This window comes from Martelella sp. AMO21009 (assembly GCF_053484295.1).
Genome location: NZ_JBAKFR010000075.1, coordinates 1 through 411, shown reverse-complemented (window position 1 = coordinate 411; position 411 = coordinate 1). Strand labels below are relative to the sequence as shown.

Annotated in this window: 1 pseudogene; it reads left to right on the top strand. The window is 58.2% G+C overall.

The features are described from left to right. Window positions 1-269 (top strand): annotated as a pseudogene (locus V6766_RS25510) (DNA adenine methylase); the annotation flags it as partial. Window positions 270-411 lie beyond the last annotated feature (142 nt).

Here is a 411-nt window from a genome sequence, read left to right as displayed (position 1 = left end):
ATCTCGACCCGCCCTATTGGGGAAACGAGGGCGACTATGGCGCGGGCGTCTTCGGCCGGCAGGATTTCGAGGCGATGGCGGAGGCCTTAGCCGGCCTTCAAGGCACCTTCATCCTGTCCTTAAACGCCGTTCAAGGCGTCTTCGAAACCTTCTCACGGTTCGACATCGAGGAGGTCGATTGCACCTATTCGATCGGTGACGGGAATGGAAAGGGTGTGAAGGAGGTCATTATAACCCCAGCAAAGACTTTGCGCGTGGCGGCCGAATAGAGCCGGTGGAGCAAAACCGATTCACGTGCGGCCGACGGAAGCACTCCGATTGCTCGTCTTCGGCCGCCGCGAGAGCGATGGTCCGGTCATCAACAAAGGAGACCGACATGAGTGACAACAAGATCGCCATCACCCAGATCAT